Genomic DNA, 26,792 nt, shown 5'->3' with positions numbered 1-26,792 from the left:
CGTCCGCAGGGGTGATGGTGGTGAGTCAGGTGCATGACACCATGCCCCGCGAACCGGCGTCAGCAGTAGAGGTTGCCGCCCGGTGAAACCCCGAGGATCTGCGTGAACCGCTGGTAGTTGTTCACCCGGCTTTGCACCTGCGCGGGGTTCTTGCCGTCGCACTCCAGGGCGCCGTTGATGCTGCGGATCGTCTGACCGAAACCCGCGCCGTTGACCATGGCGTTGTGGCCGGTCATGGTGCCGGGGCCGGTCTGGGTGTTCCAGTACCACAGGCCCGTCTTCCAGGCGACCGAGGCGTTGTTCTGCACCATCCATGGGTCGTTGAGGAGGTTCAGGCCCAACGCGTCCCCCGCGGCCTTGTAGTTGAAGTTCCAGCTCAGCTGGATGGGGCCGCGCCCGTAGTAGGCGGCCTGACCGGCCGGGCAGCCGTACGGCTGGCTCCAGTCGCAATAGTGCGGGTAGTTGGCCTGGTTCTGCTCGACGATGTGCACCAGGCCGCCGGTCTCGTGGCTGACGTTGGCCAGGAACGCCGCGGCCTCCTGCTTCTTCACAGTGTCGCTGCCCGTGTTCGCGAAGCCGGGGTACGCGCTGAGGGCGGCGGTGAGACCGCTGTAGGTGTAGAACGAGTTCCGGTTCGGGAACATCTGGTTGAACTGCGCCTCGCTGACCACGAATCCGGCTGCGGACGCGGTGGAAGTCGGCTGGAGGGCCAGGGCGGCGCCCGCGAGGGCGAGCGAGCTCAAGAGTGCGGAGATGCGAATACGTCGCCTCGACACAGGTTCAGCTCCTTTGCGGTACACGGCCGCTCCCAGGGGAGGGACGGTGGGGGCGGCCGTGGTGGGGGGTTGGACCGACACTCAACCGCGTTGGTCTGTACCAGTCAAGGGTTTAGACCAGTCGAACTGTCCGGGATTTCGGACGAGTTGACGCACGAGCTGGGGGGTGTTCGGGTGGACGTCACCGAACCTGAGGACTGCGGACGGCAGTTGGCGACGCTCGGCGATTCGCCGCCGTCGTGCTGTGCATGGAGCCGCCGGACGCGCCGTGCACCTCGGCGGGGAAGGGTTCGTGGTGCGTGTCGACGCCTGGCGGGGCGACCGGCGCGTGGCCTACGCACTGACAGGGCGCGAACAGAGCCGGATCACCGGCCTGGTGGCGGCGTACACGGCACGGGGCTCTGCTCAACCTCCTGCGCCAACGGCCGCTCTGAGGGGCGCGAGTCCTAGCCCGCCCGCCCCTTGCGCAGGAAGCGCCGCAGGCGGGTCAGCGGCCAGGTGTTGATCACGTCGTCCTTGGTGAGCCAGCCGCGCTGTGCCGTGCCCACGCCGTAGCGCAGGTGGGCCAGGTGGAGGGTGGAGTGGGCGTCGCTGTCGATGGCGAACTTCACCCCGTACCGCTTGGCCCGCAGGATGTGCTCGTCGTTGAGGTCGAGCCGGTCGGGGTGGGAGTTGATCTCCAGGGCCGTGCCGGTGCGGGCGCAGGCGGCGAAGAGGGCGTCCAGGTCGGCGTCGACGCCGGGGCGCTTGCCGATGATGCGGGTGGTGGGGTGGCCGATGATGTTGATGTACGGGTTCTCGCAGGCCCGCACGAACCGCTGGGTCATCGCGTCGTGCCCCTGGTTGAAGTGCGAGTGCACCGAGGCAACGCAGATGTCGAAGTCGGCCAGGAAGTCGTCGGGCCAATCCACGCCGCCGTCGGGGTCGATGTTCAGCTCCACGCCGTGCAGCAGCCGCATCCCGCCGCGTTTGCCGCGCCGCCCGTACTCCTCGTCGAGCTCCCGGACGCGCATCCGCTGGGCCAGCATCCGTTCGTCGGTCATGCGCTGCATGTAGAGGTTGGGCGCGTGGTCGGTGATCGCGTAGTAGGCGTAGCCGCGTTCGGCGGCCGCGGCGACCATCTCCTCCAGCGGGGCGAGACCGTCGGTGAGGTCCGTGTGGGTGTGCAGATCGCCCCGGATGTCGGACTCCTGGACCAGCTCGGGCAGCTCGTCGCGCAGCCCCGCCTCGATCTCGCCGCGGTCCTCGCGCAGGGTCGGCGGGATCCAGGGCAGACCGAGCCGGGCGTAGACGTCCTCCTCCGTCTCGGAGACGATCTTCTCTCCGCTCTCGACGTCGAACAGCCCGTACTCGGAGAGCTTGAGGCCCTGGTGCACGGCCCGCTCCCGGGTGCGGATGTTGTGCGCCTTGGAGCCGGTGAAGTACTGCAGCGCCGCTCCCCAGGAGTCCGGCGGTACGACCCGCAGGTCGACGGCGAGGCCCTTGGTGGTGCGGATCGACGTCTTGGTCGTGCCGTGCGCGATGACCTCGCTGGTCGCCGGCAGCTCGGTGAACGCCCGCATCAGCGGCTCCGAGTCCTCGGCGGCGGCGAGGATGTCGATGTCCCCGATGGTCTCGCGGCCGCGGCGCAGCGAGCCGGCGTACGCGCACCGCCGGCAGCCGGTCACCTTCGACAGCTGGGCGAGGACGTCCTCGGCGACGTCCATCGCGGCGTCGATCAGCACCCGGTCCCCGGAGGACTGCAGCAGCGCGATGCCGTGCAGGATGTTCTCCTCCGTCTTGGGACCGAAGCCCTTCAGATCCCGCAGCCGCTCCTCGTGGATGGCGTCGGCCAGTTCCTCGATCGAGGAGATGCCCAGCTCCTCGTAGATCGCCATGGCCTTCTTCGGGCCGAGCGTGGGGATGGCCGTCAGCCGCCGGACCCCGGCGGGGATCTTCGCCCGCAGCTCCTCGACGGCCGACACCTGGCCGGTGCGGAAGTACTCGACGATCTTCTCGGCGATCGACTTGCCGACGTTGGGGATCTCCTGCAGGCCCTTGACGTCCAGGGTGGACACGTCGGCGTGGTAGCCGCCGATGGAGCGGGCGGCCTTCTCGTAGGTGCGCGTGCGGAACGCGTCTCCTCCGGTGATCGAGATCAGGTCCGCGTACTCGGCGAACAGCGCGGCGACCTCATCGTTGGAACGAGCCACGTCTCCAGGGTAAGCACGACCGCCGCGCCCCGCTCAGCTGAGCGGCCAGGCGCAACGCGGTCACACGCGCGACGCCGTCTCCCCCAGCACGGCAGCGAGCCGCTCCAGCAGTGTGCGCAGCACGTCCGTGTCGCCCTCGTCTAGCCCCGGCCAGTCCGCCCGTACCGCACGGTCGACGCGTCGCCAGTACTCCAGGCCGCGTGGAGTGAGGTGGGCGAGGATGCGGCGCCGGTCGAGGGGGTCGACCCTCCGGTGGATCAGGTTCTGGTCGACGAGCCGGTCGACCAGCTTGGTGAGCGTCGGCGCCGGCAGGAACGCCGCCTCGGCGACAGCGGTCATGTGGTGCCCGGCCCCGTCGGAGAGCAGCGCGAGCACCCGCCACGTCTCGACCGAGCAGCCCTCCTCGTCCAACGCGGCCTGCAGGCGGCGGGCGGCCAGCCGCTCGGCCCGCGTCAGCAGCCGCATCAGGTCCTGCGGCCGACGCGACGCAGATGAAGTGGGCATCCTGCTCCTGGATCACGGTGTGCGTACATCGTATGAGACGGACTGGAGTTCACCTGGGGGACCCGAAATCATGACGGCATGTTCCGGCACGATCCCCCACTCGGCGAGTGGTTCACGGCCGACGCCTCCGTGCTCGGCGTGGCGCTCGTCTTCCCGTTGCAGGGACCGGCGGGGATCTTCGGGCCGACCTGCGAGCTGTGCGCCCGGCTCGCCGCCGAGCGGATCAACGGCGCGGGTGGGGTGCTCGGCCGCGAGCTGCGGCTGATCCCCGTCGACGGCGGGGCGCCGCCCCGCCAGATCGCCGACCATGTCGAGGCGTTGGTGGACCTGGGCGTGGTGCAGGGCGTCACGGGCTGGCACATCTCCTCGGTGCGACAGGCGCTGGCGCCGAGGATCGCCCATCGGGTGCCGTACGTCTACACCGCCCTGTACGAGGGCGGGGAGAACACCGCGGGCGTGTTCCTGACGAGTGAGACGCCCCGCGACCAACTGCGGCCCGCGATGACCCTGCTGGCGCGCGAACGCCGGGTGCGCCGGTGGTTCGTCGTCGGCAACGACTACGTGTGGCCGCGGCGTACGGCGCGGGCGGCACGGTCGTACGCGCGCGAGACCGGCGGAACGGTCGCCGGTGAGGTGTATCTCCCGCTCGGTACCCACGACTTCGAGCCCACGCTGCGCCGCGTCGAGCGCTCGGACACCGACGCGGTACTGATGCTGCTGGTCGGCAGCGACGCCGTGCGGTTCAACCGGGCGTTCGCGGAGTACGGCCTCGACGCGCGCTGCCTGCGGCTGAGCACCCTGATGGACGAGAACATGCTGATGGCGAGCGGCCCTTCGGCGACCACCGACCTCTACAGCACCGCCGGCTTCTTCGCCTCTCTCGCCAACCAGAACACCCTCGACTTCCACGGCCAGTACTCGCGCCGGTACGGCATCGAGGCACCCGCGCTCGGCAGCCTCGGTGAGTCCTGCTACGAGGGCGTCCTGCTGCTGGCGGCACTGCTGAAGCGGGCCGGGACGCTGGACGTGGGGGCGATCGGGGCGGCGGCCGGGACGGTGTCGTACGAGGGGCCGCGCGGGCTGCTGCGGCTGCGGGGCGGCCATGTGCGTCAGCGGATCTATCTGGCGCGGGCGGACGGCTGCGACTTCGATGTGCTCACGGAGCTGGATCTTCACAGCTCCCCCTCTTGACACGGCTGAGCGGACGTCAAGATACTTCCCACGGAAACTAACTAGAATGCCTCGGGCGAATTGTGAATCCGTGTGAATTCTGCTTTCGAATGCACATCACACACCGCCGGGGCGTTTTTTGTTGCCTCGGGGAAAGTCCCGTGAAACGCCCCGGAAACAGAGCGACTTGAGGCTGTGGACCGCACTTCAGGAGGTTGTCGTCCTCCACACCCGAGGGGGTCCATTTGTCCAGCGCTTCCATCATTCTCCGCCGTCGCTTCCTGTCCGGCGGCCTCGCGCTCACGGCCGTCGTGGCGCTGTCCGCGTGCGGGGCGAAGACCGACGCGGCCGGCTCGTCCGACGAGGCCGCGCAGGCCGACGTCAGCGGTGACACGGTCAAGGTCGGTCTGCTCAACTCGCTGTCCGGCACCATGGCGATCAGCGAGGTGACCGTACGCGACTCCCTGAAGCTGGCGATCGACGAGATCAACGCCTCCGGCGGGGTGCTCGGCAAGAAGATCCAGCCGATCAGCGAGGACGGCGCCTCCGACTGGCCGACGTTCGCCGAGAAGGCACAGAAGCTGATCAAGGAGGACCGGGTCGCCGCCACCTTCGGCTGCTGGACCTCCGCCAGCCGCAAGGCCGTCAAGCCGGTGTTCGAGAAGAACAAGTCGCTGCTGTTCTACCCGGTGCAGTACGAGGGCCTGGAGCAGTCGCCGTACATCTTCTACACGGGCGCGACCACCAACCAGCAGATCGTCCCGGCGCTGGACTACCTCAAGAGCAAGGGCCTGAAGAAGCTCTACCTGGTCGGCAGCGACTACGTCTTCCCGCGCACCGCCAACAAGATCATCCAGGCGTACGCCAAGGCCAACGGCATGACGATTCTCGGCGAGGACTACGCTCCGCTCGGCTCCACCGAGTTCAGCACGATCGCCAACAAGGTGAAGGCGGCGAAGGCGGACGCCGTGTTCAACACCCTCAACGGCGATTCCAACGTGGCCTTCTTCAAGGAGTACAAGTCGGCCGGGCTCACCGCGAAGTCGCTGCCGGTGGTCTCCGTCTCGATCGCCGAGGAGGAGGTCAAATCGATCGGCTCGCAGTATCTGGCGGGCCAGTTGACGGCCTGGAACTACTACCAGACGACCGCGGGCGCCGCGAACGAGAAGTTCGTGAAGGCGTACAAGGCGAAGTACGGCGAGGACAAGCCGACCAGTGACCCCATGGAGGCCGCGTACACCTCGGTCTACCTGTGGAAGGCGATGGTCGAGAAGGCCAAGTCCTTCGACCCGGAGAAGGTGAAGGCCGCCTCCGACGGCATCACCTTCGACGCACCCGAGGGCGAGGTCACCGTGGACGGCGCCACCCAGCACCTCTACAAGACCGCCCGCATCGGCGAGATCGGCACCGACGGACTGATCAAGGAGGTGTGGGACTCCGGCAAGCCCATCGAGCCCGACCCGTACCTCAAGGGTTACTCCTGGGCCTCCGACCTGAGCTGAGGAGGCGCCGCATGACCGTCATCCTCGGTCAGACCTTCACCGGCATCAGCATCGGTGCCGTCCTGCTGCTGATCGCACTCGGCCTGTCGCTCACCTTCGGCCAGATGAACGTCATCAACATGGCCCACGGCGAGTTCATCATGGCGGGCGCCTACACAACGTACGTCCTGCAGAAATCCATTTCCGACGCCGGAATGTCGCTGCTGGTCGCGCTGCCCGTCGCCTTTCTCGTCTCCGGTGCCCTGGGCGCGCTGCTCGAATGGTTGCTGATACGACGGCTTTATCTGCGGCCACTGGACACCCTTCTCGTCACCTGGGGTGTCTCGCTGATGCTCCAGCAACTCGCCCGGGACATTTTCGGCGCACCCAATGTGCAGACTCGGGCGCCGGACTGGCTCACCGGAAACGTCACGCTGATCGGCGGCGCGGATCCGCTCACGGTCGCGAACAGCCGGCTGTTCATCCTGGGCCTCGCCGTCGCGGCGGTCGTCGCGCTCGCGTCGACGCTGCGGCTGACGCCGCTCGGCCGCCGGATCCGGGCCGTGGTGCAGAACCGGGACCTCGCGGAGGTGTCCGGCATCTCCACCGCCCGCGTCGACCGCACAGCGTTCTTCGTCGGCTCCGGGCTCGCGGGCATCGCCGGGGTGGCGCTGACGCTGGTCGGCCCGATCGGGCCGACGATGGGCACCAACGTCATCATCGACGCCTTCCTGGTGATCGTGGTCGGCGGGATCGGCCAGCTGAAGGGAACGGTGATCGTGGCGTTCGTGCTGGGTGTGCTGCAGTCGGTCCTGGAGTACTCCACCACCGTCAGCGTCGCCAAGGTGCTGGTGCTCGTCGCCATCGTCGCGTTCCTCCAGTGGCGGCCGCAGGGGCTGTACACGCTGCGCACCAGGAGTCTCGTATGAACCCCTTGAAGGGATCGCTGCGGCCGGTCGCCGGTTTCGCGGGCGCCGCCGTCCTGCTCTTCGCCGTCGCCCCGCTCGCGCTCACCGACTTCCGGCTCGGGCTGCTCGCGAAGTACCTGTGCACGGCCATGGTCGCGGTCGGCATCTGTCTGGCCTGGGGCCGCGGCGGGCTGCTGACACTCGGGCAGGGCGTGTTCTTCGGGCTGGGCGGTTACGCCATGGCGATGCACCTGAAGATCGCCGACGCGGGGCCGGGCAACCTGCCCGACTTCATGCAGCTGTACGGCACCGCCACCGAACTGCCCTGGTGGTGGCGGCCGTTCGCCAACCCGGCGTTCGCCCTCGCCGCGACCGTGCTGCTGCCGATGGCGGTCGCCGCGCTGCTCGGTCTGTTCGTCTTCCGGCGCCGGGTGAAGGGCGCGTACTTCGCGATCCTCAGCCAGGCCCTCGCCGCCGCCTTCGCCATCTGGCTGATCGGCCAGCAGGCGACGACCGGCGGCACCAACGGGCTCACCGACATCCAGGGCTTCTTCGGCTACGACCTCGACGACCCGGTCAACCAGCGGACGGTGTACTTCATCATCGCCGCCGCCCTGCTGGCCCTGATCGCCCTCGCCCGGCAGCTGATCCACAGCCGGTACGGCGAACTCCTGGTCGCCGTGCGCGACTCGGAGGAGCGGGTGCGTTTCCTCGGCTACGACCCGGCGAACGTCAAGCTCGTCGCGTACGTCGTGGCGGCGGGCATGGCGGGGCTGGCGGGCGCGCTGTTCGTGCCGGCCGTCGGCATCATCTCACCGGCGATGATCGGCATCGTGCCGTCCATCGAGTTCGTGATCGGCGCAGCGGTCGGCGGCCGGGCCAGCCTGGTGGGCGCGGTGCTGGGCGCGATCGGCGTGGTCTGGGCGAAAACCGCGTTGTCGGAGGAGTTCCCGGCGGCGTGGACGTACTTCCAGGGGCTGCTGTTCATCGTCGCGCTGGCCTTCCTGCCGGGTGGGCTCGCCTCGCTGGCCGGGATGCTGCGGCGGCGCAGGGCCCGGCAGCGCAAGGCGACGGTCGTCGCGGTGGGAGAAGCGGCATGAGCGGACTGGAGATACGGCGACTGCGGGTTTCCTTCGACGGTTTCACCGCCGTCGACGGCGTGGACCTCGACGTGCGCCCCGGTGACCTGCGGTTCCTCATCGGGCCGAACGGCGCCGGCAAGACGACCCTCGTCGACGCCGTCACCGGCCTGGTGAAGGCGGAGGGCTCGGTGCGTTTCGACGGCGAGGAGCTGCTCGGGCGGAGCGTGCACCGGATCGCCCGGTCGGGGATCGGGCGCACGTTCCAGACCGCCACGGTCTTCGAGGAGCTGACGGTGCTGCAGAACCTGGACATCGCGGCGGGCGCCGGCCGCAGCATGTGGACCATGCTGCGCCGCCGCAAGGACGTACCGGAGTCGGTGGTCCGCGCACTGGAGACGATCGGTCTGACGGACCTCGCCGACTCCCCCGCCGGGACGCTCGCGCACGGTCAGAAGCAGTGGCTGGAGATCGGCATGCTGCTGGTGCAGGACGTACGGCTGCTGCTGCTCGACGAGCCGGTCGCCGGGATGAGCCACGACGAGCGCGAGGCGACCGGCGCGCTGCTGCGGCGCATCAGCGAGGAGCGGACCGTCGTCGTGATCGAGCACGACATGGACTTCATGCGGTCCTTCGCGCGCAGCGTGAGCGTGCTGCACGCCGGCCGACTGCTCAGCGAGGGGACGGTGGCCGAGGTGCAGGCGGATCCCAAGGTGCAGGAGGTGTACCTGGGGCACGCTGCCGCGACCGAGGACGCCACCGTCGTACAGGAGGCGTGATGCTGGAGATCGACGACGTCCGGGTCGGCTACCACCGGAGCACCGTCCTGCACGGCGTGAGTGTCGAGGTGCCGAAGGACGGGGTGGCGGCGGTCCTCGGACACAACGGCGCGGGCAAGAGCACCCTCCTGCGGGCCGCCGTCGGCCTGCTCACCCCGACCGCCGGCCGTGTCCGTCTCGACGGCGAGGACATCACCCGCCGCAGGCCGCACGAGCGCGTGGCGCGCGGGATGGCGTACGTCCCGCAGGGCCAGCAGGCGTTCCCGCACCTGACGACCGCCGAGAACCTCCGGCTCGTCGCGGACGGACGCCGGCGCGGGAAGGCGGCGGTCGACGAGGCGCTGCACCTGTTCCCGGCGCTGCGGACGCTGGCGAGCCGCCGCGCAGGCCTGCTGTCGGGTGGGCAGCGGCAGCAACTCGCCATCGCCCGCGCTCTGGTTACGGGCCCTCGGGTCCTGCTCCTCGACGAGCCGACGGAGGGCATCCAGCCGTCGGTCGTGACCGAGATCGAGGAGACGATCCTCGCCCTGGCCGGGCGGGGCGGCCTCTCCGTACTGCTGGTCGAACAACACGTCGGCTTCGCGATGCGGGCCGCCCAGCGGTACTACGTCCTGGAGTCCGGCCGGGTCACCTCGTCCGGCACGGGCGGACGGGAGGCGGAGGCGTCGGTACGGGAAGCGCTCAGCGTGTGAGGTCGGTCCTTCCCGACCATGTGGTGAGCTCTACACATAAAGGCGAAATAAGAGCAGAATGGACTTACGCGGCGCTTACCGCATACCGCACCAGACGCGGTCAGGCCAGCGAAGTCAAAGGAGACGAGTCATGGCCAACGTCCAGCCCACCAGAGGTGACATAACCAGCCACCCCGATGCACTCGAAATGCGGGATCGGTACGCCCGCATGCTCGGCGGTCGTGATGTGGCACTCGTGGACGGACCGGTGTTCCTGCTCGGTCTGTACTGTGCCGTGTCCCCCTGGGTGGTCCACTACAGCGCCGGCCAGCCCGCACTCGCGACCCACAACCTGATCATCGGGATCGCGATCGGCCTGCTGGCACTTGGGTTCACACGGGCACCCGAACGCATGTATGGCCTCAGCTGGGCCATGTGCGCGCTGGGTGTGTGGATGATCATCTCCCCGTGGATCGTCGGCGCCAGCCCGGATGCCGGCGTCGTCTGGAACAACGTCATCATCGGCGCTCTGGCCGTGATCCTGGGCCTGGTGTGCGCCGGTACGGCGGCGAAGAGCGCCCCCAAGCCGTAGGTAGCCCCTATCAGGAAGGGAGTCGATGAGTTACACCCAGGCCGGCCCGCGGCCCTCGCGGACCGGCCCTTTCCGTGCCTCAGCGGCTGGGCACCAGCCAGGGCTTCTGCGGCAGCGGGCTGCCCGTCTCCAGCAGCGACTTGAGGTTGGACAGCACCGCGGCCCAGCCGGAGGCCGCCTGGGCGCGCTCGCTCTCGTCGGCGAGGTCCTCGTGGGTGACGGTGAGGCGGACGATGTCGTCGTACGGCTGGATGTCGAAGGTGACGCGGGAGTGCTTGGTCTCGTCCCCCTCGTCCTCGGGCGCGGCCCACGTGGTGACCAGCCGGGTCGGGCGCTCGCTCTCGGCGACGGTGCCGACGACGTCGGCGACGCCGGAACCGTCCGTACGGACGTGGGCCCAGCGGGACCCCGGCTGCCAGTCGGACTCGTTGCGGTGACCCCAGTAGGTGGCGGTGAGGTCCGCGTCGGTGAGCGCGTCCCAGACCTTCTCGGGGGTGCTCGCGACGTAGGTGACGTACACGAAGGTCGGCTTGTCGGTCATGGCTTCCTCGGCTAGTCGCTTCACGGCGCCGAGCACACGCAGGCGTGGGCGCTCGAACTTGTCGATCCACCGCTCCTGGATCTCGTGGAGCGGCACCGGGTTGAGGTAGTGCAACTTCATCCGCCCCCGTCGCACTGTGCTGACCAGATTGGCGGCCTCCAGGATGGCCAGGTGCTGGGTCACCGACTGGCGGGTCATCTCGATGTGCTCGCACAGCTCACCGAGCGTCTGCCCGTTCTCCTCGTGCAGCCGGTCCAGCAGGCGCCTGCGGGTCTCGTCGGCCAGGGCCTTGAAGACTTTGTCCATCCGGAAGTCGTCGTCTTCTGATCGCACACTCAACGTTATGCAGGCAACTACCTGCATGTCAACGACAGGCGGGCGCCTGGCCTGGAATCGGACTGTCCTCGGCCTCAGCGGGCACACACCAAGCAGCGGGTGTTCTGACAAAGAGGGGCGGAGATGGAGATCTCGGGCATCATCAGCGCCGTCGTCATCGGCGTCGTCATCGGCGTGCTGGGCCGACTCGTCGTTCCGGGTCGGCAGCGCATAGGAGTCCTGTGGACGATCCTGGTCGGTATCGCAGCCGCGCTGATCGGCACGGCGATCGCCACAGCGTTCGACGTGGCCGACACCGAGGGTGTCGACTGGATCGAGTGGCTCATCCAGATCGGCCTCGCCGCACTCGGCGTCGCGGCTCTGGACCGGGCGCGCGGGCGTCGCTGACGGGGACGAGGAGGACGTACGGCATGGTGAGCGACGCCGAGCTGCCGTATCTGCGCCGGTGTGTCGAACTGGCCACCCAGGCGCTGGACGCGGGGGACGAGCCGTTCGGCTCGGTGTTGGTCGGCGCGGACGGCGCGGTGCTCGCGGAGGACCACAACAGGGTGGCCTCCGGCGACCGCACCCGGCACCCGGAGTTCGAGCTGGCACGCTGGTCGGCGGCACACCTGTCCCCGGAGCAACGCGCGGCGGCAACGGTGTACACCTCCGGCGAGCACTGCCCGATGTGCGCGGCCGCGCACGCCTGGGTGGGCCTCGGCCGCATCGTCTACGTGGCGTCCTCCGAGCAGCTCACCTCATGGCTGACAGAGCTGGGCGTACCACCGCCTCCAGTACGCACGCTGCCGATCAACGAGGTCGCACCCGGGGTTGCCGTGACGGGGCCGGTTCCCGAACTAACGGAAGAGGTACGAACCCTGCACCGCCGCTACTACCGAACGAGGGCCTGAGTCACCATCCCCTGGCTTCATGCCCAAGCCCTCAAGCCGCTGGCCCAGACCCCACCGGTGATCACCCCCCGATGGGGCCTACCCTCATGCGCGACAAGAGCCGGGTGGGCTCAGCGCACCGTCCGGGGGCGGAAGCGTCGGTACAGGAGTGCCCCGCCCAGGATCATTGCCGTGGCGCCGATCCCGACGGGCAGCGTCGCGTCCGCGCCCGTGTCCGCGAGGCCCGAGGTGGTGGGCGGCGCGGGCTGCGGGGCCACCGGCTTCGGGGCCGGGAGGGTCTTCGGTGGGACCGATGGCTTGGGTGACGCGGGGCGGTCGCCGGACGTGTTCTCGGACTCGTTGCCGACGGCCCCGTTGCCGACGCCGACGACGTTCACCGTGTTGCCGGTGACGTTGACCGGCACATGCACCGGGAGCTGCACCCCGTTGCCGGAAATCAGCCCCGGCGAATCCTTTCCGCTGCTCTCGGCGGCCGCTCCCCCGCCCGACGCGGCCGACGACCCGGAGTCCTGGTCCTCGGCCTCGCTGACGTTGGCGCAGCGGTTGCCCGCGGCGGGGTTGAGGAGCCCCACCACGTTCACGGTGTTCCCGCACACGTTCACCGGGACGTGCACCGGGAGCTGCACGGTGTTGCCGGAGATCACCCCCGCCGAGCCGACCGCGGCTCCGTCGGCCGCGGAGTCGGCGTGCGCCGGAAACGTCACAGCCATCGCGCCCGAGGCGGCGGCGACGGCGATCACACCGTTTCGGGTAACCCGTTTCATAGGGTCCCTACCTTCCAGACGTGGTCGCGGGCACTCACCCGCATCGGGTAAAACGCAGTTGAACCATCCGAGTTATGGCTTATCCGCCTTTCACCCCATCGAGTGGCACGGTTGTCGAACTAGCAGTAAAGCCGTCCGAATCAGTCAGCACAGTCCGTAACCGTCCGCATCGGACGCGTGAGCGGGCAGGGTACGGCAGCCCGGGGCGGCCCGCTGGCCCGGAGGCGGCGCCTCCAAGCGCCGCTTATCGTGAGCGAGGGCGCCGTCCACCGGTCCCCAGTGGGGCGCGCCCTGGAGGCATCGATGCTGGCCAAGCTGTCACCGCGGCGCAGGCTGCGGCGCCACGCGGTCGCCGGAGCCATCGGCCTGGCGATGCTGGGCGCCGGCCTGCCTGCGACGGCCGCGGACGAGCCGCAGCCCGACCTGACCCGGTTCTACCGCCAGAAGGTCGTATGGAAGGCGTGCGAGGGCATGGCGACCCCCGACGACCTGCAATGCGGAAAGGTCACCGTACCCCTCGACTACGCACGCCCCGGCGCCGGAACGCTCGATCTTGCCCTGGCCCGATACCGGGCGAGCGGCGAGAAACGCGGCTCACTGCTGCTGAACTTCGGCGGGCCCGGCGGCTCCGGCGTCAGCGAACTCGCCTTCAGCGACGACGACTTCATGGACCTGACCGACGGCTACGACGTGGTGAGCTTCGATCCGCGCGGTGTCGGCCGGTCCTCCCCGGTCAGCTGCGGCAACGCCCCGTACGGCGGCGCCGGCGTCAGCGCCGGCACCGATGAGACGCTCCGCGATCCCAACGCGGTGCTGCGGCAGTTGAAGGCGGCGGCCGAGGAGTGCGCCAAGCGCTCCGGGCCCGTACTGGCGCACATAGGCACGGTGAACGTCTCCCGGGACATGGACGTCATACGCCAGGCGCTCGGCGACGACAAGCTCAACTACCTCGGCTTCTCCTACGGGACGCGCCTCGGCGCGGTGTACGCGACCCAGTTCCCGGACAAGGTGGGCCGGGTGGCGCTGGACGGGGTGGACACGCTGACGGAGTCGCTCGCCCGGCAGGGCGTGACGGGTGCCGCGGGACAGCAGGTCGCGCTGGACGACTTCCTCGACTGGTGTGTGAAGGACGTCGCCTGTCCGTTCGGCCAGGATGCGCGGACCGCCCGGGAAGAAGTCGTACGCCTGATCCGGTCGATGGACGAGGACCCGGTCCCGACCGCGTTCAGCGGCGAGTTCACCGGTCAGGACCTGGTCGGCGCGCTCAGTCAGGCGCTCTACAGCACGGACACATGGCCGTCGCTGGAGCGCGCCCTGGCCCAGCTGATCGAGGACGGGGACACGAGCGGGGTGGAGGCCTTCGCCACCGGCGGCTTCGCCCTCCCGGGCCTGCGACAGGGTCGGCAGAAGCCCTCGCCGCCCGCCGACGGCGGGCTCGTGGACCAGGAGGACGTCCCGCTGGACAACCTCACGGCCGCACTGCTCGCGATCAACTGCGCCGACGACCCCGACCGCCCCACGGCCCGCGAGATCACCGCGAACCTCGGCCGGCTGCGCGCCATGTACGAGGAGGCCTCCCCGGTCTTCGGCCGGTTCCGCCTCACCCAGGTACTGCTGTGCTACGGCCGCCCCAAGGGTACCGATTTCATCCGCGAGAAGGTGAAGGACGTCGACAGTCCCAAGATGCTGCTGGTCGGCACCCGGGGCGACCCGGCGACGCCGTACCGCTGGACGGTGCAGACGGCGAAGCGGCTGGGTCCGTCGGCCGTGGTGCTCGACAACAAGGGCGAGGGCCACACCGCTTACACCTCGTCCAAGTGCGTGCACGGCAAGGTCGACGCCTTCCTGCTCTACGGCACCCTGCCCCCGAACGGAAGCTCCTGCGGGCCCGAGAACGGCGAGCGGGCGGCGCCATGACGATCATCGCGCCCCAAATGCCCGATACGCGAATCGGCCCTATGGTGCTGTCATGGAGCACGCACTCAGTCCCACGACCCTGGCCGAGCTGCGCCGACCGCGCCCGTATCCCGCGGTGTCCGTGCTGACGCCGACGCACCGCAGGGAGCCGTACAACGCGCAGGACCGGGTCCGGCTGCGCAATGCGGTGGCCGAGGCCAAGAAGCAGTTGGAGACCGATCCCGAGGTGACCCGGGAACGGCGTGTCGATGTGGCGGCCCAGCTCGACCAGGCGCTCGGCGAGGTCGACCTGACGCACGCCGAGGACGGCCTGGTGATCTTCGCCGCGCCGGGTGAGCACCAGGTGTGGTCGCTCGGCCGCGCCGTGCCCGAGCGGGTGGTGCTCTCCGACACCTTCCTCACCCGCAATCTCGTCTCCGCACAGGTGTCCGAACGGCCGTTCTGGGTGCTGTCGGTCTCGGCCGACCGCGCCACCCTCTGGAACGGCGGCGGGGGCCGGGTCACCGAGGAGCGCACCGGCGGCTTCCCGCTGACCCGCAGGAACGAGAACTTCGACCCCGAGCGCCTGGAACGGTTCGGTGACATGCCGAGCACGTTCCGCGACGAGGGCACCCGGCACTTCCTGCGGGAGACCGACACGGCGATGGGCGCGGTGTTGCGGGACAATCCGCGGCCGCTGTACGTGACCGGTGAGCAGGCGGCGCTGTCCTGCCTGGACGAGATCGGGGACGTCACCCGGCGCGCCGTGCACATCCCGCACGGCGGCCTCTCGCACGGCACGCCGGACGCCGTGTGGCAGGCCGTGCGCCCCGTGGTCGACGCCGAGGACCTGAGGACGATCGACACCGTGACGAAGGAACTCGAATCGGCCCGGGGCCGCAAGGAGTTCGTGGCCGGCGTGGACGAGGTCTGGCAGAACGCCCGGGAGGCCCGGGTGCGGCTGCTCGCCGTCGAGGAGAACTACCGGGTGACCGTGCGCGACGACGGCGGCCATCTCGTCCCGGCCTCCAGTGACGACCGCGACGCCCGCGAGGACATCATCGACGAGATCGTGGAGCAGTGCCTGGAGACCGGCGCCGACGTCCGCTTCGTGCCCGACGGCACGCTGGCCGACGCCAACGGCATCGCGGGCGTACTGCGCTACTGACAGCACCCGTGCCCTTCCGCCTACGCTACGCCGGGACAGTCGGCGGAGCGGGAGGGTGCACGTGGGTGAGCTGCTGGGCGTGGCGGTGCTGGGCGCGGGACACATGGGAGCCGACCACATACGGCGGCTGGACCGGGTGGTGAGCGGTGCCAGGGTGGCCGCCGTGGCCGACCCGGACCCGGCACGGGCGAAGGAGGCGGCGGCCGGTATCGACGGGGTCGCGGTGCACGCCGAGGCGGAGGCCGCGCTGGACGCGCCCGGCGTCGACGCCGTGCTGATCGCCTCCCCCGGCCCTGCCCACGAGGAGGCACTGCTCGCGGCCTTCGCGCGGGGCCTTCCGGTGCTGTGCGAGAAGCCGATGGTGCCCGAGTCGGCGGGGGCGCTGCGGGTGGTGGAGGCGGAGGCGCGGCTCGGGCGGCGGCTGGCGCAGGTCGGTTTCATGCGGCGGTACGACGCCGAGTACCGGCAGCTCAAGTCGGTGCTGGACAGCGGTCGTCTGGGGCGGCCGCTGATGCTGCACTGCGTCCACCGCAACGTCTCCTCCCCGCCCGGTTTCACCAGCGCGATGCTGGTCAACAGCTCGGTCTCGCACGAGATCGACGCGGCGCGCTGGCTGCTCGGCCAGGAGCTGACTGCCGTGACCGTGCTGCGCCCCCGTTCCTCCGGGAACGCCCCCGAGGGCCTGCTCGACCCACAGTTCGTGCTGTTCGAGACCGCGGGCGGCGCCCTGGTCGACGTGGAGGTCTTCGTCAACTGTGGCTTCGGCTACCAGGTGCGTTGCGAGGCCGTCTGCGAGGCGGGCAGCGCCCGGATCGGGGAGGGCCACACGATGGTCGTCACCTCGGACGGCGGCGCCCGTGAGGAGGTGCCGCAGGACTACCTCGTACGGTTCGCGGATGCCTACGACCGCGAGGTGCAGGCCTGGGTCGACGCTACCCGGCAGGGGCGGGTCACCGGCCCGAGCGCCTGGGACGGATACGCGGCCTCCGCCGTCGCCGAGGCCGGGGTCCGGGCGCTGGTGAGCGGCGGCCGGGTGACCGTCGAGCTCGCGGCGCGCCCCGAGCTGTACGCGGACGACGGCGTCTGACGTCGACGTCAGACGCCGTCGAACAGGCTGCTCAGCCCCTGCTCGACGGCGTCGGCGACGTCCTCCTCGCCGGCCGCGACGACCGCGTACGAACGCAGCAGGAAGCGACGCAGGGCCGCGGTGTCGAACTGGAGCAGCGCCAGCCCGAACGGCGAGTGGAGCTCCAGCACCGTACGGGCCCGCCCGCACGGCCAGATGTGCACGTCACCGCTCCCGGCCGGGCCGCGCACCCCTTCCTGGAGCAGGGACCGGGCGAAGGTCCAGCTGAGCGCCTCGCCGTCGAGGCACACCTCGGGCGGGAAGTCGAGGTGCACGGCCAGCGGGTCGGTGGAGAGGTAGCGGAGCGTGACGGGGACGGGAACGTCCCGCTCCTCCGCCGTGATCAGCCGGGCGTGGGCGGGCTGCTGGAGGGTGATGTCCATGCTCTTAAGAGCTCGTTCCGGCGTCTGACGTACACCTTGAACACACGTGCGTCGAACACCCGAATGAGTGCGAGACGCTCGGCCTTACGGCCCGTCAATTTGCGTACTCCGTCTACGACTTGCACCACCGCCCGACGTACGCCCCACCTACGCCACAAGCACTCCGTGAAGACGGTGGCATATGCCAGAAGCACCACCGTATCGTGTGTTGCCAAATCCCTTACAGGGCGTCGCGGGCTGTGCAACAGTCGTAACGGTCCCACCGTCAGCCTTGGTCGTACCGTCCCCCCGCATCGGAGTGCGTCATGCCGTCCCATCTCTCTGCGGACCGCCCAGCCGCCCAGCCGCCAGGACGCGGCTCGGTCGACGCGCTGATATCGCAGACTCGGCGGCTCAAGGGCGAGGTGGACGCCGTACGGCGGGACGCGCCCAGTGACGGTTCGGACCCGCGGGATCGTTGGCAGCGCGCACTCTACGACCTCGCACTGCACCAACTCAACGACCTCGACGAGCACTTGGCCCAGCTGCGCGACGGCCCACCGCCCGTGACATCCGCGGCACCGGCCGAGCCGGTCCCGGCGGCATCGCCCGCTCCCCGGGGCGAGTCGCTGCTCAGCCGGGTCGGCAGCGCGGAGTGGAACCTGCTGACGGACCAGGCCAGTTGGTCCGGCGAGCTGTACGAGATCCTCGGCCGCGACCCCGCCGCTCCCCCGCTCACCCTGGACGAGCTGCCCTCGCTGGTGCTGGACGCGGACCGGCCGCAGCTGACCGCGATGGTCACGGACTGCCTGGTCGACGCCAAGCGCATCGACGGCGAGTTCCGGATCGTACGGCCGGACGGCGAGGTGCGGACCGTGCACATGATGGGCGAGCCCGTGCTCGACGCTGACGGCGGCACCGCCTCGATGTGGGCGGTGCTGCGCGACGTCAGTGAACTGCGCCGCAGCCAGCAGGCGGTGAGCGAGACCCGTGACTCGCTGGAGCGTCGGCGGCACGTCGCACAGACCGAGCACCGGCTTGCGGTCGAGTTGCAGGAGGCCGTGCTGCCACCGTGGCACGGCACCCTGCGGCTCCCGCGCCAGGGCCCGCGCAGCCTGGATCTGGCCGCCCGCTATCTGCCCTCCTCGACCAGCGCACTGATCGGCGGCGACTGGTACGACGCACTGGAACTGCCCGACGGCGAGACCCTGCTCAGCGTCGGCGACCTCACCGGCCACGGCGTCACGGTGACATCGGGCATGGCCATGCTGCTCGGCGCGATGCGCGGCATGGCGATGGCGGGCACCCGGCCGGGCAAGCTGCTGGCCTGGCTCAACCAGCTGCTGGACTCCACCGTCCAGCCGACCCTCGGCAGCGCCGTCTGCTGCCGCTACCGCCCCGAGACCCGCACGCTGGTGTGGGCGCAAGCAGGACACCCCGCCCCGCTGCTGTTCCGCAACGGGACGGGGCGCAGGTTGAACGCACCGGACGGCGTCCTGCTCGGCGCGACCTCGGGTGCCGCCTACGGCGAGGCCGAGGAGACCCTCGAAGCGGGCGACCTGGTCCTGCTGCACACCGACGGACTGGTGCCCAGGGACTGGGGATCCCCCCACCGCCTCACCGACCTGGCCCCGCGCTTCGCAGAGGCACGGACCGCACAGGACTGCGTGCGGACGGTCGTGGAGGAGTTCGGCGAGACCGAACGCGAGGACGACGCCTGTGTACTGATCGCCAAGGTCACGTCTTAGGGGTCAGTTGATAGTAGGCGTGATAGTAGGCGGGGACAGTCGGACTACACCTGTGAGCTGTTGCCGCCCCTCCCCTTCGTCTTCGGCAGCGCCAGCTTGATCTCCTCCCGCAGCTCCTGAATCTTCGGGTACTCGGCGTACTCGGCGGTGAGCCGGTACATCTGGCGCAGCCGGTCCCAGGTGCGGCGGGAGGAGTTCTGCCCCATCGACATCAGGGCGAGACGGGCGAACCGGTCCGCCTGTTCGGGGTCGTCGGCGATGAAGCAGGCCGATGCCATGGACAGGAAGTCGAAGATCTTCGACCGCTGCTGTGCCTCGACCCGCAGCGCCAGCGCCTTGTCCGCGAAGTGCTGAGCGTGCGCCGCCGCGCCCGGCTCGAACTCCGCCAGCGTGCGGTAGGCCAGGGCCTGCATGCCGTACAGGTCCGCCTCGTTGAACAGCTGCATCCAGCTGGGCGGCGGCACGTCCCCCCTGTCGGAGACGAACAGGTCCTCCGCCTGGCCGAGAGTGCGGCGCATCGCCTGGCCCTTGCCCATGGACGCCTGGGCCCACGCCTCGATGGTGTGGAACATCGCCCGGGTGCGGGGCAGTACCTCCTCCCCGGAGCCGGACTGGGCGAGCTTCATCAGGTCCAGCGCGTCGTCGGGCCGGCCCAGGTGCACCATCTGGCGGGCCGCCCGGGAGAGCGCCTCGCCGGCCCGGGGCCGGTCGCCGCCCTCGCGCGCGGCATGGGCGGCGATGACGAAGTACTTCTGGGCCGTGGGCTCCAGGCCGACGTCGTGCGACATCCAGCCCGCGAGGACGGCGAGGTTGGCCGCGACGCCCCACAGGCGCCGTTGCAGATGAGGAGGGTGACGGTAGGCGAGCATGCCGCCCACCTCGTTGAGCTGGCCCACGACCGCCTTGCGCTGGAGCCCGCCGCCGCGGGCCGCGTCCCAGGCGCGGAACACCTCGACAGAGCGCTCCAGTTCCTCGATCTCCTGCGACCCGATGGGGGCGGCCTCGTAGCGGTCGAACCCGGCGGGGTCGGCGTGCAGGGGGTCGTCGAGATGGGGAGCGTCGGCCGCCAGGGCCGGATCGGTGTGCAGCCAGTCGTACATGGCGCTGCTGAGTGCGGATCCCGCGGCGAGCACGGCACCCGCGCCCACCAAGCCGCGTCGGTTGAGCATGAGGTCCATTCCCGTGAATTCGGTGAGGACCGCAGCGGTCCGTTCGGGCGCCCACGGCACACCGTCGGGATGCTCCACACTCCCGCCGCCCTGCCGCTTCCCCGTACGCCCGTGCCGGACCAGACCGAGGTCCTCGATGGTCACGACACGGCCGAGACGCTCGGTGAACAGAGCCGCCAGCACCCGCGGCACCGGATCGCGCGGGATCTCTCCCATGTCGATCCAACGCCGCACCCGTGAGGTGTCGGTCGCCAGCTGGGGGTGGCCCATGGCCGCCGCCTGCTTGTTGACCAGCCTCGCGAGCTCTCCCTTGGACCAGCCGGCCAGGCCGAACAGGTCCGCAAGGCGGGTGTTGGGTTCTCCGCTCACATCAAGCCCCCAGGTTCTCGGCTGAGTTGACAGTAGCCCGGGGCGAGTTGCCGGGCGACTATTCGCCAGGGTTCGCCAGGGTCCGCCAGATGGTGTGCCACTGCACATCGGGTGTCAGGTAGGAACGCGCCACCCCGACCCGGTCGCCTTCCAGATACGGCTGGTGCATTCCCCAGGGTGCACCCGGGCGGTCGGTTCGGGTGGCGTAATGACTCGCAGGCACACGAAGGGATCTGTCTCGCCCATGTACGCAGCATCGTCCTCCGTGTCCGCCCCGCCCCGGCCGCTGCGCCCGCGCCCCGCGTCTCCCGCCTCCCCCAGGCCGGGAGAGCCTCCCCTGCCGGGTGGCGGCGGCCCCTACCTCGCCCCCGCGCGTCCGACGGCCCCCGTGCTCGGTGCGGGCCGGGCGCGGCGCCCCGCGGGGCTCGGCACCCAACCGCTCAGCGGGAGACTCGACTTGTCCGGCCCCCAGGGCGCCCAGCTGCGCACGGTGATCGCCTCGGTGCACCGGATCTGCCCGGAGTTCGCCCCGGTGCAGGTGCTGCGGCGCAGCGGACGGTCCGTGCTGCTGGTCGGCACCACCGGACGCAGTACGGCCGTCGCCAAGTGTTTACTCGACCACTCCCCGGCGTGGGCGGAGCGGATCCGCCACGAAATAGCGGCATACCGCTCGTTCGTCCGGCACCGCCCGCCCGTGCGGGCGCCCCGGCTGATCGCGGCGGACCCGGACAACTGCACATTGGTCATCGAACGGATGCCGGGACGGGCGGCGGCACTCCAGCGGCACCCGGCGGAGGCACCGCCAAGGGCGGACATCCGGCAGGCGCTGAGCGCGATCTGCCGGCTGAACGCCTGGCGGCCCCCCGCGGGCACGTTCGACGCGCCGCTGGACTACGCGGCCCGGATCTCCCGGTATCACGAGCTGGGGCTGCTCACCGACCGGGACCTGGGCGACCTGCAGAAGCTGCTGCACGGCATCGCGCTCGCCGCGGGCCGGCAGGGCATGGGTCAGTTCTGCCACGGCGACGCGCTGCTGTCGAACGTCCTGCTCTCGCCCGCGGGACCGGTCCTGGTGGACTGGGAGCACGCCGGCTGGTACCTGCCGGGGTACGACCTGGCCACCCTGTGGTCGGTGCTCGGCGACGCCCCCGCGGCGCGGCGGCACATCAGCCAGATCGCCCAGTCCGCGGGGCCGGCCTCGCGGGACGCGTTCCTGGTCAACCTGATGCTCGTACTGACCCGCGAGATCCGTACGTACGAGACGGCCGTGCAGCGTTCGATGCACGACGCGGCCCCGGCGGCACCGGGTGTGGCCCAGCCGGGTGCCGCGCCGTCCGGCGAGGAACAGCGGCTGCTGCTGCGGCGGTTGCACGACGACTGCCAGCTGGCCCGCCGGGCCGTGCGTGCGGCGGTCGGCACTCGCTGAAGGGGGATCACGGCCCGCGGTGCGCCAGGGACAGCGGCGCACCGCGGGCCTCGTCATGTCCGGGGCCCTGGTGGAGGGTCCATTGGTGTACGCCACTGACGCCCCGCAGGCCCGGCGGCCGCCGCCACGAAACTCCCGCAACCCCGCCCTGACCGGGGAAATCGCCCCCCTGATTGCATGATTGACGGATCGTCGGAGAGCCGGTACCACTGACACGCCCGGCCCCGCACGGCTCATCGCGCCCAACCGTCCCAGGAGGCTGCTTTGCGAGGATCCGCCACCGACCCCGACCGAGCCGCCGGGCCGAGACGCGTACGCCGGACCGCCGGCGCCGTGGCCTCCGCGGCGCTGCTGCTGCCGTTGCTGGGCGCCGCCCCGTCCGACGCCCGGTCGGACGGTGAGCTGCAACAGGCGTTCGAGCAGGCGGCCGCCGAGTACGACGTGCCGCAGAGCGTGCTGCTCGGCGTCTCCTACCTCCAGTCCCGCTGGGACGCGCACGGCGGTGCGCCGAGCGTGACCGGCGGCTACGGCCCGATGCACCTCACCGACGCCCGTACGGCGCTGGCCACCGCCCCCCACCACAGCGAGGGCACGGAGGACCCGCGCGGCGACGACGCCCGCCCGCCGCTGCTGCCCGACGCGAAGCTCCCGGAGAACGCCGAACTCCCGGTCCGCCTGAAGACCTTGACGAAGGCCGCCGAGCTGACCGGCATCAGCGCCGAGGAGTTGCGCACCGACCCGGCGGCCAATGTGGCGGGCGGTGCAGCGCTGCTCGCCGCCGCGCAGCGGGAGCTGGGCGAGCCGCCGAGTGACGACCCGGCGGACTGGTACGGGGCGGTGGCCCGTTTCTCGGGCGCCGACGACACCGCGACGGCGGCGACGTACGCGGGCGATGTGTACGACGTGTTGCGCACCGGTCAGGAACGCCGCACGGACGCCGGTCAGCGGGTCACCCTGGCCGCGCAGCCCGGACTCGCCCCCGACACTGCCCAGTTGCGGCGGGCGGGCCTGCGCAAGACGGCCACCGAGGGCACGGAATGCCCGGCCACGGTCTCCTGCGAGTGGATCCCGGCGCCGTACGAGGAGTTCGGCGACGGCGACTACGGCAACCACGACCTGGGTGAGCGCCCGGCGTCGCAGAGCATCGAGTACATCATCGTGCACGACACGGAGGGCGCCTGGGAGGGCGTCCTGGACCTGGTGCAGGACCCGACCTACGTGTCCTGGCAGTACTCCCTGCGCTCCACGGACGGCCACATCGCCCAGCACGTCAAGGCGAAGGACGTGGCCTGGCACGCGGGCAACTGGTACGTCAACGCCAAGTCGATCGGCCTGGAGCACGAGGGCTTCCTGGCCTCGCCCGACGCCTGGTACACGGAGGCGATGTACCGCTCGTCGGCGCGGTTGGTGAAGTACCTGGCCAAGAAGTACGGCATCCCGCTGGACCGGCAGCACATCCTCGGCCACGACAACGTGCCCGGCCCGACCACGGCGACGGTCCCGGGCATGCACACGGACCCGGGCCCGTACTGGGACTGGCGGCACTACTTCACTCTGCTCGGCCGCCCCTTCGGCCCGACCGCCCGCGCGGGCAGCGGCCTGGTGACGATCCTGCCGGACTACGCCTCGAACCGGCCGCAGTACACGGGCTGCACCTCGCAGGGCGAGCCGTGCGAGGTGCACGGTTCGAGCGCGGTAAGGCTGTACTCCGGGCCCGGCGAGAGCTACCCGCTGATCAAGGACATCGGTCTGCGCCCGGGCGGCGAGGACTCCACGACCGGCGTCAACGACATCGGCTCACGGGTCTCCACCGGCCAGCAGTACGCGGTGGCCGGCCGCCAGGGCGACTGGACGGCGATCTGGTACCTGGGGCAGAAGGCCTGGTTCCGCAACCCGGCGAAGGCCCCGACCGCGGTACCCGCGAGGGGCCTGCTCGTCACGCCGAGGGACGGCCTGGACAGCGTCCCGGTGTACGGCCGTGCCTATCCGGAGGCGTCCGCCTACCCGGCGGGAGTGCCCGCCCAGTCGGTGTCCCCGCTGCCGTACAAGCTGCTCAAGGGCCAGAAGTACGTCGTCGGCGACAAGGTGCCCGGCGAGTACTACTACGCGGTCACCTTCGCCACCGACGGGCACAAGGTCGTCGTGGGCAAGGACCAGTACTACGAGATCCAGTACGGCCACCGGGTCGCGTTCGTCCGGGCGGCCGACGTGAAGGTCTCGTCGTAGCGGCTCAGCCCTGCTGGAACAGTTCCGCCGGGAGCGGCTTCAGCAGGGCGTACAGGTCGTCGGTGATGGGGCGGTCCCAGGCGGCGATGGTGACCAGGACGTTGTCGCTGCGGTCGAACTGCACGCAGGAGATCCGGCTCTCGGAGAGCTTCAGGCGGCGCACGATGAGGAGGTTGTCGCCCTGCATCACCGGCACGTCCTCGGTGCCGACGACCGTCACCTCCTCGTCGTTCTCCAGGGCCAGCAGCAGCTGGGCCACCTCGAACGGGACCTGGCCCTCGGCGACCTCGCGGGCCGGGGAGCCCTCGGGCAGATTACCGATGATCATCGCGGGGCCGCGACCGCCGAACAGGTCGTAGCGCAGGAAGACGCCCTGGCAGGTGCCGTCGGGGGCGGGCAGCAGGCCCGCGCCCAGATTGCCGGGCCAGTCGCCCGGGTCCATGGCCAGCACGTCGAAGTCGGGCCCGGCGGGGGTGGCACTGCGGCGGCGGAGGAACGACATGCCGCCATGGTACGGCGTGCCGTCCGGCGGTGACGCGGAGGGAGCGTCCAGGGGCCGAGGACGTGGTTCGAGTGCGGGCTGCTGCGGGGCTGGTCGCGCAGTTCCCCGCGCCCCTTAAGTGGGTCACCCCGCCTTGGCTGTCAGGTTGAGGTGCGCTTGTGGCGTTCGTGGTGGCGGGCGACGCGGGCGCGGTTGCCGCAGGACGGTTTGCACCACTCCTGTCGGGGGTGTTCCTTGAGGAAGTAGCGCACGCAGCGAGGTGCGTGGCAGGCGCGCAGGCGGTGGCGGTCGGGGCTCGTGAGGAAGGCGATGGTGGCCTGCGCGAGCACCGCGGTGAGGTCGTCGTCGCCGTGTGCGGATCGGTGGTGTACGGCGGGTTCGGCGTCGTCGGGCCAGGCGAGGACGGGGACGGTCGGGGTGCGGGCGGCCGCGGCGTTCAGGCGGGCCAGGGCCTCGGGGACGGGCAGGAGGCGGGCCGCGTCGGCGGGGCTCGGGGCGGCCGGGCGTACCGCGCGGGCGAAGAGGGCGCGGACGGCCGCGCGCAGCTCGCGTACGGCGGTCAGGGCCTCGGCGTCGGCGGTGTAGGGGGCGGCGTCCGGCAGGGCGTCGGGGTGGGAGCGCACCCATGTGGTGAGCCCCTCGGCATCGGTCAGGTCGTCGGCGACGCCGCCGTGTCCGTCGTGCCGGATGGTCAGGGCGAGGTCGAGCGCGAGCCGGGCGTCCCTGCTGATCGAGGCCTGCATGGCACTAATGATATGGGTCGAGGCAATCATTAGCTCGCGGGCGGCTTCACTCCTCCGGCGGCGCGGGCGGCACCACCGCGACCGGGCTCGCCGCGTGGAGCAGCACGGCATGGGTGACCGAGCCCATCATGCGGGCGGGGGCGAGCAGGCGGCGGCGATGGCGGCCGACGACGACCAGCTCGGTGTCCAACGAGTTCGCCACGAGGTTCGCCGCGGCGTCGCCGGGAGCCACGTACGGTTCCGCCCGGACGTCGGGGTGGCGGCGGCGGTGCGGGGCGAGGAAGCCCTCCGCGAGGGTGCGTGTCTCGCTCTCGACGGCGTCCTGGTCGATGCCGGTCGGCAGCAGTTCGCCCGCGGGGCCCGCCCAGAGCTGCACCGGCCACGGGTAGGCGGCGATCACCTGGAGGCGGGCGTCGCGCAGGGCGGCCTCCTGGAAGGCGAAGGTGAGGGCGGCGTCGTCCGGGCCGTCCACGTTGAGGCCGACGACCACCCGGGGTCCCGGTTCCTGCGGCGGGGCGTCGTCGACCTCGCGGCCGGGCCGGGGCACCACGACGACCGGGCACTCGGCGTCCCGGGCCGCCGCGAGGCCGTTGGAGCCGAGCAGGAGCCTCGCGAAGCCGCCCCGGCCCCGGGAGCCGAGCACCAACAGCTGGGCCTCGGCGCCCAGTTCGGGAAGTACGGCGGCCGGGGCACCCTCCGGGCCGAGGTACTCCACGACCAGCCCCCCGTCGCGCCCTGCGACGTGCGCGCGGGCCCGGGCGAGCACCGGATCGTCCTCCGGCTCCGGCAGCCGGGCGACCTCGACACCGGCGGGCACCCGGACCGCGTACTGCCGCACATGCACCACCCGCAGCGGCGCACCGCGCCTGCGGGCGGCGTCGAGGGCCCAGTCCAGGGCCCGCAGGCTGTCGTCCGAACCGTCGAACGCCGCGATGACCGGCAGGGTGCTCATGTTCCTCACCTCCGGAGTGGCGACCCACCACTTCCCGGTGCCAGCCTCGCTCAGGCCTCGGCCCCGGAAGGGCTCACAGGGACGCGTGTCCGGAAATTCGGGTGCGACACCCCCGGATCAGGTCAGATCGAACTCGCCCTCCCGTGCGCCCGACACGAACGCGCCCCACTCGGCGGGGGTGAAGATCAGGGAGGGGCTCTCCGGGCGGCCGCTGTTGCGCATGGCGATGAAACCTTCGACAAAGGCGATCTGGACATCCCCCAGGCCGCGGCTGCTGGACTGCCATTCGGCGTTGCTCAGGTCCAGTTCCGGCTTGTCCCAGCCCTTGAGCGGCTGCTGGCGGGTGGTGGTCTCGGCCACGTCCGTGCTCCTCCCGACTCGTCGTCCGCGGCCAGCCTAGCGATCGGTCCCCGGGGCCA

26 protein-coding genes are annotated in these 26,792 nt (G+C 70.8%); 15 read left to right on the top strand and 11 right to left on the bottom strand.

Going from position 1 to position 26,792, the window contains the following annotated elements:
• Positions 1-59: 59 nt before the first annotated feature.
• The 3 genes from SSP24_RS18825 to SSP24_RS18810 form a co-directional block, all read right to left on the bottom strand.
• A complete protein-coding gene (locus SSP24_RS18825; RefSeq protein ID WP_373306799.1) occupies positions 60-713 on the bottom strand; it encodes a chitinase in 654 nt (217 codons plus the stop codon).
• Between the two features lie 509 nt (positions 714-1,222).
• Positions 1,223-2,968 (bottom strand): DNA polymerase/3'-5' exonuclease PolX, encoded by a 1,746-nt coding sequence (gene polX / locus SSP24_RS18815; RefSeq protein ID WP_141310802.1) that lies wholly within the window; start codon positions 2,966-2,968, stop codon positions 1,223-1,225.
• Positions 2,969-3,028: 60 nt separating this feature from the next.
• Entirely contained in the window at positions 3,029-3,472 is a 444-nt protein-coding gene (locus tag SSP24_RS18810; RefSeq protein ID WP_141310801.1) for a MarR family winged helix-turn-helix transcriptional regulator, read from the bottom strand.
• 78 nt (positions 3,473-3,550) lie between these two features.
• On the opposite strand from SSP24_RS18810, the gene SSP24_RS18805 reads away from it, so the two are divergent.
• From SSP24_RS18805 to SSP24_RS18775, 7 genes are all read left to right on the top strand, one after another.
• Positions 3,551-4,663 (top strand): substrate-binding domain-containing protein, encoded by a 1,113-nt coding sequence (locus tag SSP24_RS18805; RefSeq protein ID WP_141310800.1) that lies wholly within the window; start codon positions 3,551-3,553, stop codon positions 4,661-4,663.
• Between the two features lie 224 nt (positions 4,664-4,887).
• Positions 4,888-6,144 (top strand): urea ABC transporter substrate-binding protein, encoded by a 1,257-nt coding sequence (urtA, locus tag SSP24_RS18800; RefSeq protein WP_141310799.1) that lies wholly within the window; start codon positions 4,888-4,890, stop codon positions 6,142-6,144.
• An 11-nt stretch (positions 6,145-6,155) separates the two neighbouring features.
• Positions 6,156-7,052 (top strand): urea ABC transporter permease subunit UrtB, encoded by an 897-nt coding sequence (gene urtB / locus SSP24_RS18795; protein WP_141310798.1) that lies wholly within the window; start codon positions 6,156-6,158, stop codon positions 7,050-7,052.
• The gene (gene urtC / locus SSP24_RS18790) at positions 7,049-8,131 is read left to right on the top strand and encodes an urea ABC transporter permease subunit UrtC (protein WP_141310797.1); all 1,083 of its coding nucleotides are present in this window, start codon (positions 7,049-7,051) and stop codon (positions 8,129-8,131) included. Before urtB ends, urtC begins: the two co-directional genes overlap by 4 nt.
• Positions 8,128-8,889 carry an urea ABC transporter ATP-binding protein UrtD gene (gene urtD / locus SSP24_RS18785; protein WP_141310796.1) on the top strand — a complete coding sequence of 254 codons (762 nt, stop codon included), beginning with the start codon at positions 8,128-8,130 and terminating at the stop codon, positions 8,887-8,889. Before urtC ends, urtD begins: the two co-directional genes overlap by 4 nt.
• On the top strand, positions 8,889-9,581 hold the full coding sequence (gene urtE, locus SSP24_RS18780) for an urea ABC transporter ATP-binding subunit UrtE (protein WP_141310795.1): 693 nt from the start codon (positions 8,889-8,891) through the stop codon (positions 9,579-9,581). Before urtD ends, urtE begins: the two co-directional genes overlap by 1 nt.
• Before the next feature lie 130 nt (positions 9,582-9,711).
• Positions 9,712-10,152 carry an SPW repeat protein gene (locus SSP24_RS18775; RefSeq protein ID WP_141310794.1) on the top strand — a complete coding sequence of 147 codons (441 nt, stop codon included), beginning with the start codon at positions 9,712-9,714 and terminating at the stop codon, positions 10,150-10,152.
• Between the two features lie 79 nt (positions 10,153-10,231).
• Here SSP24_RS18775 and SSP24_RS18770 read toward each other — a convergent pair whose 3' ends face one another.
• On the bottom strand, positions 10,232-10,999 hold the full coding sequence (locus tag SSP24_RS18770) for an ArsR/SmtB family transcription factor (RefSeq protein WP_141310793.1): 768 nt from the start codon (positions 10,997-10,999) through the stop codon (positions 10,232-10,234).
• 153 nt (positions 11,000-11,152) lie between these two features.
• Between SSP24_RS18770 and SSP24_RS18765 the strand changes: the two genes are divergently transcribed.
• A complete protein-coding gene (locus SSP24_RS18765; protein WP_141310792.1) occupies positions 11,153-11,416 on the top strand; it encodes a GlsB/YeaQ/YmgE family stress response membrane protein in 264 nt (87 codons plus the stop codon).
• A 23-nt stretch (positions 11,417-11,439) separates the two neighbouring features.
• On the top strand, positions 11,440-11,922 hold the full coding sequence (locus tag SSP24_RS18760; protein ID WP_141310791.1) for a nucleoside deaminase: 483 nt from the start codon (positions 11,440-11,442) through the stop codon (positions 11,920-11,922).
• 110 nt (positions 11,923-12,032) lie between these two features.
• Here SSP24_RS18760 and SSP24_RS18755 read toward each other — a convergent pair whose 3' ends face one another.
• Entirely contained in the window at positions 12,033-12,686 is a 654-nt protein-coding gene (locus SSP24_RS18755) for a chaplin family protein (RefSeq protein WP_141310790.1), read from the bottom strand.
• A gap of 303 nt (positions 12,687-12,989) precedes the next feature.
• Between SSP24_RS18755 and SSP24_RS18750 the strand changes: the two genes are divergently transcribed.
• From SSP24_RS18750 to SSP24_RS18740, 3 genes are all read left to right on the top strand, one after another.
• Positions 12,990-14,603 (top strand): alpha/beta hydrolase, encoded by a 1,614-nt coding sequence (locus SSP24_RS18750; protein WP_141310789.1) that lies wholly within the window; start codon positions 12,990-12,992, stop codon positions 14,601-14,603.
• A 52-nt stretch (positions 14,604-14,655) separates the two neighbouring features.
• Positions 14,656-15,750: a baeRF3 domain-containing protein gene (locus SSP24_RS18745; RefSeq protein WP_141310788.1), complete on the top strand. Its 1,095-nt coding sequence runs from the start codon at positions 14,656-14,658 to the stop codon at positions 15,748-15,750.
• Between the two features lie 61 nt (positions 15,751-15,811).
• Entirely contained in the window at positions 15,812-16,837 is a 1,026-nt protein-coding gene (locus tag SSP24_RS18740) for a Gfo/Idh/MocA family protein (RefSeq protein ID WP_141310787.1), read from the top strand.
• Between the two features lie 8 nt (positions 16,838-16,845).
• Here the strand turns inward: SSP24_RS18740 and SSP24_RS18735 are convergent, their stop codons facing one another.
• Positions 16,846-17,259: an SsgA family sporulation/cell division regulator gene (locus SSP24_RS18735; protein WP_141310786.1), complete on the bottom strand. Its 414-nt coding sequence runs from the start codon at positions 17,257-17,259 to the stop codon at positions 16,846-16,848.
• Positions 17,260-17,564: 305 nt separating this feature from the next.
• On the opposite strand from SSP24_RS18735, the gene SSP24_RS18730 reads away from it, so the two are divergent.
• Positions 17,565-18,986, top strand: a complete 1,422-nt coding sequence (locus SSP24_RS18730) for a PP2C family protein-serine/threonine phosphatase (RefSeq protein ID WP_141310785.1) — start codon at positions 17,565-17,567, stop codon at positions 18,984-18,986.
• A gap of 44 nt (positions 18,987-19,030) precedes the next feature.
• On the opposite strand, the gene SSP24_RS18725 is transcribed toward SSP24_RS18730, so the two are convergent.
• Complete coding sequence (locus tag SSP24_RS18725; protein ID WP_141310784.1) at positions 19,031-20,524, bottom strand: DNA-binding protein NsdB; 1,494 nt, start codon at positions 20,522-20,524, stop codon at positions 19,031-19,033.
• A gap of 244 nt (positions 20,525-20,768) precedes the next feature.
• Here SSP24_RS18725 and SSP24_RS18720 point away from each other — a divergent pair, with 244 nt between their 5' ends.
• Both SSP24_RS18720 and SSP24_RS18715 read left to right on the top strand, forming a co-directional pair.
• Complete coding sequence (locus SSP24_RS18720; RefSeq protein WP_141310783.1) at positions 20,769-21,950, top strand: aminoglycoside phosphotransferase family protein; 1,182 nt, start codon at positions 20,769-20,771, stop codon at positions 21,948-21,950.
• Positions 21,951-22,214: 264 nt separating this feature from the next.
• Positions 22,215-24,176 (top strand): N-acetylmuramoyl-L-alanine amidase, encoded by a 1,962-nt coding sequence (locus SSP24_RS18715; protein ID WP_141310782.1) that lies wholly within the window; start codon positions 22,215-22,217, stop codon positions 24,174-24,176.
• A gap of 4 nt (positions 24,177-24,180) precedes the next feature.
• Here the strand turns inward: SSP24_RS18715 and SSP24_RS18710 are convergent, their stop codons facing one another.
• The 4 genes from SSP24_RS18710 to SSP24_RS18695 all read right to left on the bottom strand — a co-directional run bounded on the left by SSP24_RS18710 (position 24,181) and on the right by SSP24_RS18695 (position 26,733).
• Positions 24,181-24,678, bottom strand: coding sequence for a hypothetical protein (locus SSP24_RS18710; protein WP_141310781.1), 498 nt, complete (start codon positions 24,676-24,678; stop codon positions 24,181-24,183).
• Between the two features lie 140 nt (positions 24,679-24,818).
• Entirely contained in the window at positions 24,819-25,421 is a 603-nt protein-coding gene (locus tag SSP24_RS18705) for a CGNR zinc finger domain-containing protein (RefSeq protein WP_141310780.1), read from the bottom strand.
• A 46-nt stretch (positions 25,422-25,467) separates the two neighbouring features.
• A complete protein-coding gene (locus tag SSP24_RS18700) occupies positions 25,468-26,373 on the bottom strand; it encodes a universal stress protein (protein ID WP_141310779.1) in 906 nt (301 codons plus the stop codon).
• Between the two features lie 117 nt (positions 26,374-26,490).
• On the bottom strand, positions 26,491-26,733 hold the full coding sequence (locus SSP24_RS18695) for a DUF397 domain-containing protein (RefSeq protein WP_141310778.1): 243 nt from the start codon (positions 26,731-26,733) through the stop codon (positions 26,491-26,493).
• Positions 26,734-26,792 lie beyond the last annotated feature (59 nt).

Source organism: Streptomyces spinoverrucosus, assembly GCF_006539505.1.
GTDB classification, from domain to species: domain Bacteria; phylum Actinomycetota; class Actinomycetes; order Streptomycetales; family Streptomycetaceae; genus Streptomyces; species Streptomyces spinoverrucosus.
Note: the sequence above shows the minus strand (reverse complement) of the source record. Positions and strands in the feature narration are given on the sequence as shown.